At 68.9% G+C, this 10,578-nt stretch carries 8 protein-coding genes; 4 read left to right on the forward strand and 4 right to left on the reverse strand.

What is annotated here, in order from left to right; all coding sequences use genetic code 11:
• The first annotated feature begins 318 nt into the window (after window positions 1-318).
• From RMO12_RS04290 to RMO12_RS04305, 4 genes are all read left to right on the forward strand, one after another.
• Entirely contained in the window at window positions 319-1,503 is a 1,185-nt protein-coding gene (locus tag RMO12_RS04290) for a serine hydrolase domain-containing protein (protein WP_309624440.1), read from the forward strand.
• Window positions 1,504-1,628: 125 nt separating this feature from the next.
• Window positions 1,629-2,399, forward strand: a complete 771-nt coding sequence (locus tag RMO12_RS04295) for a c-type cytochrome (protein ID WP_405029616.1) — start codon at window positions 1,629-1,631, stop codon at window positions 2,397-2,399.
• On the forward strand, window positions 2,396-3,679 hold the full coding sequence (locus RMO12_RS04300) for a cytochrome c (RefSeq protein ID WP_309638331.1): 1,284 nt from the start codon (window positions 2,396-2,398) through the stop codon (window positions 3,677-3,679). The genes RMO12_RS04295 and RMO12_RS04300 overlap by 4 nt, the downstream gene beginning before the upstream one ends.
• Before the next feature lie 163 nt (window positions 3,680-3,842).
• Complete coding sequence (locus RMO12_RS04305) at window positions 3,843-5,882, forward strand: ATP-binding protein (RefSeq protein WP_309638332.1); 2,040 nt, start codon at window positions 3,843-3,845, stop codon at window positions 5,880-5,882.
• 22 nt (window positions 5,883-5,904) lie between these two features.
• On the opposite strand, the gene RMO12_RS04310 is transcribed toward RMO12_RS04305, so the two are convergent.
• From RMO12_RS04310 to RMO12_RS04325, 4 genes are all read right to left on the reverse strand, one after another.
• On the reverse strand, window positions 5,905-6,702 hold the full coding sequence (locus tag RMO12_RS04310) for an enoyl-CoA hydratase (RefSeq protein ID WP_309638333.1): 798 nt from the start codon (window positions 6,700-6,702) through the stop codon (window positions 5,905-5,907).
• A 73-nt stretch (window positions 6,703-6,775) separates the two neighbouring features.
• A complete protein-coding gene (locus tag RMO12_RS04315; protein WP_309638334.1) occupies window positions 6,776-8,440 on the reverse strand; it encodes an acyl-CoA synthetase in 1,665 nt (554 codons plus the stop codon).
• 44 nt (window positions 8,441-8,484) lie between these two features.
• Window positions 8,485-9,375 carry an alpha/beta hydrolase gene (locus tag RMO12_RS04320; RefSeq protein WP_309638335.1) on the reverse strand — a complete coding sequence of 297 codons (891 nt, stop codon included), beginning with the start codon at window positions 9,373-9,375 and terminating at the stop codon, window positions 8,485-8,487.
• Window positions 9,376-9,498: 123 nt separating this feature from the next.
• Window positions 9,499-10,578: AMP-binding protein (locus RMO12_RS04325; protein ID WP_309638336.1), on the reverse strand; the 1,080-nt coding region annotated here is incomplete at its 5' end.

The following is a 10,578-nucleotide window of genomic DNA, read 5'->3' on the forward strand; positions in this document are numbered from 1 at the left end:
TCAGGCTGCGCAGCCGGCCACCTCAGGTGCCACAGGCGCTCGCTCGTGAGCCGCTCGCTTGGCATCGGGCTTGACGCTGACGTGCTGAGGATCGAAGCCTTCGCTGCGCGTCATCACCGAGTGGCACCCCCTTCCTCTGGCAGAGCGCTGGGGTAAGGGCAAACGATCACCTGCCGCATCGCGCCCTCGCACCTCTCGCGCTCAGGGTATTGCCACCCCCCTCGGCCGATGCGCGTCACTACATTGCTCAGGCCTGCCCGAGTTCACGGTGGTTCGGGGCCGGCCATTGAACGAGCCGCCAGCCAGCAGGAGACACGGATGACACAAACGATCAAACAGGCCGCGGACGCGGTGCTCGAGTACACCGTGGGCCGCGCCGGGGGTGTTCCGGGCGTGGTGGCGATGGCCACCGACCGCAGCGGCAACTTCTACGAAGGCAGTGCCGGCAAGCGCGAGCTGGGCAAGGACCAGCCGATGACGGCCGACTCGGTGATGGCGCTCTTTTCCACCACCAAGGCCGTGACCGGCACGACCGTCATGCAATTGGTCGAAGAAGGCAAGATCAGGCTCGAAGACGCGGCCAAACAGTACGTGCCTGAAATCGCCGAGCTGCAAGTGCTCGACGGCTTTGACGCCGGCGGCCAGCCCAAGACGCGCGCGCCCCGGCGCGACATCACCGTCAATGACCTGATGCTGCACATCTCGGGCCTGGGCTACGAGTTCTTCAACGAAGACGATTTGAAGTACCGCGCCGCCAAGGGCATACCGAGCGTGATATCGAGCAGCTTCGCCGTGATCCGCACGGTGCTGCTGCACGAGCCCGGCGAGCGCTGGACCTACGGCCCCAACATCGACTGGCTGGGCCGCATCGTCGAGCAGCAACGCGGCAAGCGCCTCAGCGCGGTGATGAAGGAGCGCATCTTCGAGCCGCTGGGCATGAACGACACCGGCTTTGTCATGTCCGACGCGATGAAGGCACGCCGCGCCATCATTCACGACCGCGCGCAGGACGGCAAGCTCACGTCGCTGCCCGACCTGGTGTTGCCCGATCCACCCGAGATGGACATGGGCGGCCACGGCCTCTACGGCACGGTGGGCGATTACATGAAGTTCATCCGCATGATGCTCAACGAGGGCAACGGCCCGCACGGCCGCGTGCTGAAGGCCGAGACGGTGGAGCGCATGTCCAAGAACGGCCTGGGCAAGCTCAAGTCGGGCGGCTGGGTGACGTGTGCCCCCTCGCTGACCAATACCGGCGAGTTCTTCCCCGGCCTTTCCAAGTCGTGGGCCTACACCTTCATGGTCAACGACGAAGACGCGCCCACCGGCCGCCCGGCCGGCTCGCTGGGTTGGGCGGGCCTGGGCAACTTGTTCTACTGGATCGACCGCAAGAACGGCATCGGCGGTTTCTGGGGCACGCAGGTCCTGCCCTTCCAGGACGTGGCCTCCTACCCTGGTTTTGTCGATTTCGAGGCGGCGGTTTATCGAAGCCTGAAGCGGTAGCGGCGGCGGGGGGCACCCCCCCGACCGGCACGCTTCCTGGGCCCAGCGGGAATCAGTCGCACCTCACGGGGCGGCGGTGCTTGCGAGCCGCGCTCCAATCGCGGCTGCCCGTCACGAGCCATGCCATGAAGCAAACGACGAATCCGATGGTCGCCTTGGCTTCGGCGCGAACGGCCGCACCGATCTCGGTCTGGATCGCCGCGCTGGTGATGGCGCTGCCGGCCCTCGCCGCTCCAGCCGCGAGCGCGCCCGAGCCGCTGCGCGTGCCCGACACCATCGCCCAACGCATGCTTGCCTGCACCGCCTGCCACGGCAAGGAGGGCCGCGCCACCAACGACGGCTACTTTCCGCGCATCGCCGGCAAGCCGGCCGGCTACCTCTACAACCAATTGGTCGCATTTCGCGAAGGGCGGCGGCGCAACGCGCAGATGACGGCCCTGGTCGTCCACCTCGGCGACGACTACCTGCGCGAAATTGCCGGCTACTTTGCCGCGCTCGACCTGCCCTATCCCGCGCCGCAAACGCGCGGCGCCGACGGCGCCCTGCTGCAACGAGGCGAGGCGCTGGTGCGGCGCGGCGACGCGGCGCGTGAGCTGCCGGCGTGCGCGAGCTGCCACGGTGCGGCGCTCACCGGCGTGCTGCCGGCCACGCCCGGCCTGCTGGGCCTGCCGCGCGACTACCTCAACGCGCAGCTGGGTGCCTGGCGCAACGCCGCTCGCCATGCGCTGGCGCCCGATTGCATGGCCAGCGTCGCGCGGCGGCTCGCGCCCGACGACGTGAGCGCCGTGTCCACCTGGCTCAGTGCAGAGCCGCTGCCGGCCAATGCCAAGCCCGTCGCCGCACTGCCGGCGCCGCCCGCCCTGCCCTGCGGCAGCGTGCCAGGGGCGTTGCGATGACGCTCCCGAGCCGTCGCGCGCTGGTCGCCGTGTTGCTGGCAGCCGCCGCACTGCTGGCGGCCGTCGTGGTGCTCGAGCAGCGCGATGAGGCGCCCCTCCCCGACACGCCCGCCAGCGCGACGCCGCCCTCCGCGGCGCAGATCGAGCGCGGCCGCTACCTGGCGCTGGCCGGCAACTGCGCCGCCTGCCACACCGCGCGCGGGGGCTCGCCTTACGCCGGCGGGCCGGGCCTTGCCACACCGTTCGGTACCGTGTTCGCCAGCAACCTCACGCCGCACATGCAGACCGGCATCGGCGCCTGGACCTCGGCGCACTTCTGGCAGGCGCTGCACCACGGCCGCTCCAGGGACGGGCGCCTGCTTTACCCCGCCTTCCCCTATCCCAGCTACACGCAGGTCACGCGCCAAGACGCGGACGCCCTGTTCGCTTACCTCGGCAGCCTGCCTGCCGTCGCAAAAGCCAACCGGCCGCACGCGCTGCGCTTTCCCTACGACAGCCAGTTCGCGCTCCGCGTGTGGCGTGCGCTGTTCTTCACGCCCGGCGTTTACCAGGCCGACACGGGCAAATCGGCCGAGTGGAACCGCGGCGCCTACCTGGTGCGCGGCCTGGGCCATTGCGTGGCCTGCCACGCCGAGCGCAATGCCTTGGGCGCGACCAGCGAAAAGCTCGAACTCAGCGGCGGCCTGATACCGATGCAGAACTGGTACGCACCCGCGCTTGGCTCGCCGGCCGAGGCGGGCGTGGCCGACTGGGAGCTGCCGCATGTGGTCGAGCTGCTAAAGACCGGCCGCGCGCCGCGCGCGTCGGTGCAGGGGCCGATGGCCGAGGTCGTTTACCTCAGCACGCAGCACCTGTCGCAGCCCGACCTGCAGGCCATTGCGGTGTTTTTGAAGGCGCTGCCGCAGACGCCGGCACCGCCCGCACACAAGCCGATCGAGCGTGACGCGGCGCAGCTCGCGCGCGGCGCCAAGCTCTACGAGCAGCACTGCGCCGACTGCCACGGCGACTCGGGCCAGGGCGCGGCACCGGCCTATCGAGCGCTGGCCGGCAACCGCGCCGTCACCCTGTTCTCGCCCGCCAACCTGATCCACGTCGTGCTGGGCGGCGGCTTTGCGCCCGCCACCGCCGGCAATCCGCGGCCCTATGGCATGCCGCCTTTCTTGCAGGTGCTCAGCGATGCCGACATCGCGGCGGTGCTCTCGCACATCCGCGCGTCGTGGGGCAACGAGGCCGAGCCGGTGTCGGCGGTGCAGGTGCTGCGGCTGCGCGGCGGCGAATAGGGCAAGATCGCAAGGAGCATGTCCCTGAGCGAACGAGCTCGGCACAAATTTCCGGGTCGCGGCATGAACCCGCAGCGTTTAGGCGCCCAGGCTGGCGCGCATCGAATGGGGTACCGACATGCCAGGCAGCTCACCAAGACCCGTCACCCAAAGTGCGCCCACCGTGGCGCACCCATCGCCCGAGCACGAGCTCGTCAGCGACGAACAGCGCGCTAAAGCTCTCGCCGGCTCCAGCCAGACTTTCTTCTGGTTCACCGCGCCCAGCGGCGAGATCGAAACCGAGGTCCCGCCCCTGGCGGCGTTCACCGGCCTATCGTGGGACCACTACCGCGGCATGGGATGGCTGCAAGCGATTCACCCGGACGACCGGCAACGAATCCGCTCTCATTGGCTGAGCGCTACCAGCGCGGAGCAGTCGCTTTCCATGACCTACCGCCTCAGGCGCCATGACGGCGAGTACCGGCACGTGGTCGCCCAGAGTGCGCCGGTGCGCGACGCCGATGGCCGGATCGTGGAATGGGTCGGCCACTGCACCGACATCACCCACGCGACGATGGCAGAAGCCGCGTTGAAGCAGAGCGAGGAGCGGTTTCGCTTGCTCGACGCACTGAGCCAGGCCACGCGTGAATCGACCGACGCCACCGCGGTGATGGCGCTGACGGCGCGACTGCTGGGCGAGCACATGCACGTCACGCGCTGTGCCTATGCGGATGTCGACACCGATGCCGACCGCTTCAGCATTCGCAACGATTGGGCCGCCTGCGGTGTGGCCAGCAGCGCGGGCGTTTATTCGCTAAGCCTGTTCGGGCCCCAGGCCATGTCCGACCTGCACGGCGGCAGGACCCTGGTGGTGCGCGACGTGGACCTGGAACTGGGCGAAGCCGGCGGCGGCCGCATGTTCAACGCCATCGGCATCAAGGCGATCATCTGTGCGCCCTTGATCAAGCACGGTCGCTTGACCGCCATGATGGCGCTGCACCAGGCGGCGCCGCGCCAGTGGACCGCCGGTGACGTGCTGCTGCTCGAGAACGTGGTGGAGCGGTGCTGGGCGCACATCGAGCGAGTTCGCGACGCAGCCGCACTGCGCGAGCAGGACCGTCGCAAGACCGAATTCCTGGCCACCCTCGCGCACGAGTTACGCAACCCCCTGGCACCGGTGCGCTTTGCCACCGAACTGCTTCGCCGCTCGCCGCCGGGCGGCGAGGTTGCAGCGCGCGCGCAGGACATCATCGAGCGGCAGGTGTCCAACATGACACGCCTGATCGACGACTTGCTCGACATCTCGCGCGTCAGCCGCGGATTGATCGAACTCGAGCTCGAGCGCGTCGCGCTGAACAAGGTCGTCGCGGTCGCACTGGAAACGAGCCGGCCCTTGCTCGACGCCGCCGGGCACCATGTCGAGGTGTCGCTGCCGGCCGAGCCCGTGTGGCTCGATGCAGACGCGACACGGCTGTCGCAAGTGCTGGGCAATCTCTTGAACAACGCCGCCAAGTACACGCCGCCGGGTGGCAAGGTGCGGCTCGCGGCCACGCTGGTTGCGGGCGCCGTGGAAATCGACGTCGCTGATAGCGGCATCGGCATCCCGAGAGAACAAATAGGACAGCTGTTCCAGATGTTCACGCAGCTGCCCAACGCTGCCTCCCACTCGCAGGGCGGCCTGGGCATCGGGCTGGCACTGGTGCGGCGACTCGTCGAGCTGCACGGCGGCTCCGTCAGGGCCAGCAGCCCCGGTGTCGGCCATGGCAGCACGTTCACGGTGGTCCTGCCGATCGAGGCCTCTGTGCGGGCAGCGGCGGTGCGGCTCGAACCGCCGCCGCCTGCGAAGCGCACGCTAGGTGTTCGTGTGCTGGTCGTTGAGGACAATGCCGACGGCTTGCAGTCCCTGGTGGAGCTTCTCGGCATCGCCGGCCACGAGGTGCGCGGTGCGCCCGATGGTCGGACGGCCATCGCCCTTGCCGCCGACTTCTCGCCGCAGCTGGTGCTGCTGGACATCGGTCTGCCCGACATGAGCGGCTACGAGGTCGCGGCGGCACTGCGCGCCCTTGCGGCCACGCGCCTGTGCAGGCTGGTCGCCCTGACCGGCTGGGGCACCGCCGATGACCGGCGCAAGACCGCCGAGGCGGGATTCGACGAGCACTTGGTCAAGCCGGTCGATCCCGAGGCGCTGGAGGCGGTCATCGCCAGGTCGGTGCTCGCGCGATAAGGGGCCCGCGCACCGGGCCGCGTCACCCCGGCCAGCGCGGACTGCGTTTTTCGACGAACGCCTGCACGCCCTCGAGCGCGGCCTCGTCCATCATGTTGCAGGCCATCGCCGCGCCGGCCACGGCGTAGGCCGCCTCGGTGCCGACTTCGATCTGTTGGTAGAACTGTGCCTTGCCCATGGCGATGGCGGTGCGCGGCTTGGTGACGATGCGCGCCACCAGCGCCTCGACTTCGGCGTCGAGCTGCCCGGGCGCGGCCACGCGGTTGACCAGGCCGCGTTCGCGCGCTTGTTCGGCGCTGATGAAGTCGCCCGTGAGCAGCATCTCCATGGCCTGCTTGCGCAGCAGGTTGCGCGCGAGCGCCACGCTCGGCGTGGAGCAAAACAGGCCGTAGTTGACGCCACTCACCGCGAAACGCGCGTCGCTCGCGGCAACCGCCAAATCGCAGGCGGCCACGAGCTGGCAGCCGGCCGCCGTGGCGATGCCCTGCACCCGCGCGATCACCGGAACGGGCAGACGCTGGATGGCGAGCATGAGACGCGAGCACTGCGCGAACAGCCGCTCGTAGTAGCCGAGCGACGGCGCGGCGCGCATCTGCTTCAAGTCATGCCCGGCGCAAAAGGCCTTGCCGGCGCCGGCCACGATGACCAGGCGCGCGCTGTCGTCACCGGCAATGGCGTCGAATTCGGCTTGCAGCGCGGCGAGCATGCCTTCGGACAAGGCGTTGAAGGACTGCGGTCGGTCCAGCGTGAGCGTGACGACACCGCGCGGGTCGCGGCTGGTGAGGACGAAGGGGGTCTGGAGTGGAGTCGGGGTGGTCATGGCGGTGGTCTTTCAAGGTCGAGCCGGCCTGGATCGCTCCCCTCTTGTTGCGGGAGAGGGTTGCGGTGAGGGTTCATCCGATCGCACTGGCCGACTTCGCTCGCTCCCTCAGCGTGAACTTCTGAATCTTGCCGGTGGAGGTCTTGGGAATGTCTTCGAAGCGAATCTCGCGCGGCACCTTGTAGCCGGCCAGCAGGGTCTTGCAATGCACGATCAATTCGGCCGCGTCGACGCTTGCGCCCGGCTTGAGTTCGACAAAGGCCAGCGGCGTCTCGCCCCATTTCACGTCGGGCTTGGCGACCACCGCGCAGGCCAGCACGGCCGGGTGGCGGTAGAGCGCGTCTTCCACCTCGATGGAGCTGATGTTCTCGCCGCCCGAGATGATGATGTCCTTGCTGCGGTCCTTGATCTTCACGTAGCGGTCGGCCTCCATCACCGCCAGGTCGCCGGTGTGGAACCAGCCGCCGGCAAAGGCCTTGTCGGTGGCCGCGGGGTTCTTGAGGTAGCCCTTCATGACGATGTTGCCGCGAAACATGATCTCGCCCATGGTCTGGCCGTCGGGCGGCGTCGTGGCCATGGTGTCGGCATCGAGCACCGTCATGCCTTCCTGCAGCGCGTAGCGCACGCCCTGGCGGCCGTTGAGGCGGGCCTGCTCGCCCAGGCTTGCTGCCGCCCAGTCGTCGCGCTTGACCGCCACCGCGGCGGGGCCGTAGACCTCGGTGAGGCCGTAGACATGGGTGATGTCGAAGCCGATCTGCGCCATGCCTTCGATCATGGCCGCCGGTGGCGCGGCACCGGCCACGAGCCCGCGTACCTTGCGCCCGCCCTCGCCGCCGAGGCCTTCGCGCTGCGCCGCCGGTGCGGCGATCAAGAGGTTGTGCACGATGGGTGCGGCGCAGTAGTGGTCGACCCGGTGCTCGCGCATCGCGTCGAGGATCGCCTTGCCATCCACCTTGCGCAGGCACACGTGCGTGCCGCCGAGCATCGCCACCGTCCACGGAAAGCACCAGCCGTTGCAATGGAACATGGGCAAGGTCCACAGGTAGGTGGGAAAGTTCGGCATGTTCCAGGTGGCCGCATTGCACACCGCGTTGAGATAGGCGCCGCGGTGGTGCGTGACCACGCCCTTGGGGTCGCCGGTGGTGCCGGAGGTGTAGCTCACGGCAATGGCATCCCACTCATCGAGCGGGCCGTCAAGGCGCTCGAGCGGCGCGTGCGCGGCCAGCAGCGCCTCGTACTCATGCGTGCCCAGGCGCTCGCCCGGCCCGGTGTATTCAGGGTCGCAAACGTCGATGACCACCGGCGTGCGGCCATGCTCGGCCTTCAGGCGCTGCAGCGCCTCGGCCATCACCGGCGCGAACTCGCGGTCGGTGAGCACGGCGTCGGTTTCGCAGTGGTTCATCTGCCAGGCCAGCAGCGCAGCGTCCAGGCGAGTGTTGAGCGTGTTGAGCACGGCGTTGAGCGCGGGCACCGCGTAGTGCACCTCCACCATTTCGGGCGTGTTGGGCAGCATCACCGTGACGGTGCTGCCGCGCCCCACGCCCAGCGCGCGCAGCGCCGCCGCCAGGCGCGCGCTGCGCTCGCGGGTCTGTGCCCAGGAGTAGCGCCGCGCGCCGTGGATCACCGCGGGCAGGTCGCCGAACACCTCGGCACTGCGCTCGACGAAGCTCACCGGCGAGAGCGCGACGAAATTGGCGGCGTTCTTGTCGAGATGCCGGTCGTAGATGCTGCTGGTCATGTCTTTGCTCCAATGTGCGTCACCCGAACCGGTGTAGTCGCGACTCATGCTGCCCGACCCAGGAACTGCAGGATGCGCTGGTTGATGCGAGCCGGCTTTTCCACCAGCATGAAGTGCCCGACACCCTCGACAAGCTCGACCTCGGAGCCCGGTCCCAACCAGGCGGGCACGCCCTCGGCGGAGCGCGCGTCCAGCGCAATGCAGCCGTCGTTCATGCCGTGCAGGTAGAGCGTGGCTTGCGGTACGGGGCGGCCCCACGCGGCCACCTGCTCCTGCATGCCCGCGTGCGAGCCGAAGCGCGCAGGATCGAACAAGGACCGGTAGTAGCCCAGCACCGCTCGCAGGTTGGCCGGGTCGCGCAGGCAATCTTTGGCATGCGGCAGATCGTCCCTGGCGTCGTGGCCCGGGGACCAGTCGGCCCACAGTTCGTCGATGAAGGCGAGATCGTTGGCCGCCAAGATGGCGTCGGCCAGCTGCATCTGGAAGAACCAGAAGTAGAACGAGCGCTTGATCTGGGCATAGCCGAGGGCCAGCTCGCCAAAGACGGCGAGCGGCGGCACGCTCATGAAGGCGCAGCGACGCCAGCGCTGCGGCGCTTGGGCTGCAGCACCGTAGGCCGCGGCGCAGCCCCAGTCGTGGGCGATCAGCACGGCCTGGCCGGTGGCGCCCAGGGCTTCATGCAGAGCGACCGCGTCGGCAGCGAGCGTGCCCGTGTCATACCGGCCGTCGGCCGCGACCTCGGACGGCGCGTAGCCGCGCATGAAGGGCGCCACGGCACGGTAGCCGGCCTGGGCCAGTTCGGGGAGCAGGTAGCGGTAGCTCCAGGGCGAGTCGGGAAAGCCGTGCAGGCAAAGCGCCAGCGGCCCCTGACCGGCCTCCAGAAACTGGAACCGAATGCCGTTTGCCTGAACCGCGCCCGTCTTGAAGGTTTGCATCGCCCGTCTCTTGATTGCGCTCGGCCCGTCGGCTGCAGCGCCGTCCCGCAAGGGGGGTGATGATGCGCTACGGTCCCTGGCCTTCGCCGCGGCGATCGGGGCTCGTTGGAGTGATGCTCGGTATCAGCCCACCACACGCTGCGCATCCTGCGCACGCAGCACCCGGCGCAAGATCTTGCCGGCCGCACTCTTGGGGATCGTCTCGCAGAGCACCACGTCGCCGAGCCGCTTGTATGCCACCACCTGCTGCGCAACCCAGGCCTCGAGCGCTTTGACGTCGAGCGTGCCGCGCGCCACCACGTAGGCGACCGGCAATTCGCCGGCACGCTCGTCGGGCCGGCCGATGACGGCCACATCGGCCACCGACGGGTGGGTGAGCAGCAGCGCCTCCAGTTCGGCCGGCGCCACCTGAAAGCCCTTGACCTTGATCAGCTCCTTGAGCCGGTCGGTGATGAACAAATAGCCGTCGGCGTCGATGTGGCCGATGTCGCCGGTGCGCACCCAGCCGTCGGCGGTGATCGTCTCGCGCGTCGCAGCGGGCTGGTTCAGGTAGCCCTTGAAGGCCTGCGGTCCGCGAAACCAGATCTCGCCCGGCAAGCCGTGGTCGAGGTCAGACCCGTCGATCAGATCGACCACCCGCGCCTCGGTGCCCGGCAGCAACTGGCCGCTGCTGCCCGCGCGGATGCGCTCGGGGTGCGAGACGGCAACACAGCCCGACGACTCGGTCATGCCAAAGCCCTGCAGCACCTTGCACCCGAGGCGCTGGCCGACCTTGTGTTCCAGCGCCGCGCCGAGCGGCGCCGCACCGCAGCCTATGAGTTCCAGCGAAGAAAGATCATGCGCGTCGACCCGCGGATGCCCCGCCAGGAACTGCATCACCGGCGGCACCACGGACATGCGCGAGACGCGGTAGGTGGCGATCGCCTTCAGGAACGACTCCGGCTCGAAGCGCGGCACCGTCACCAGCTTGGCACCCGCCGCGAGCCCGCACAGAGTGACGACGGTGAAGCCGAAGATGTGAAACATCGGCAAGAAGGCGAGCACGACGTCCACCTCGCGCATCGGGAACGCCTGGTTGAACTGGCACACGTTGGACACCAGGGTGCGATGGCTGAGCATCACGCCCTTGGGCAGGCCGGTGGTGCCCGAGGAGTAGGGCAGCGCGGCCAGCGCATCGGGGTCGGTCGCGACGGCAGGCTCGGG

Source organism: Methylibium sp., assembly GCF_031393925.1.
GTDB lineage: Bacteria > Pseudomonadota > Gammaproteobacteria > Burkholderiales > Burkholderiaceae_C > Methylibium.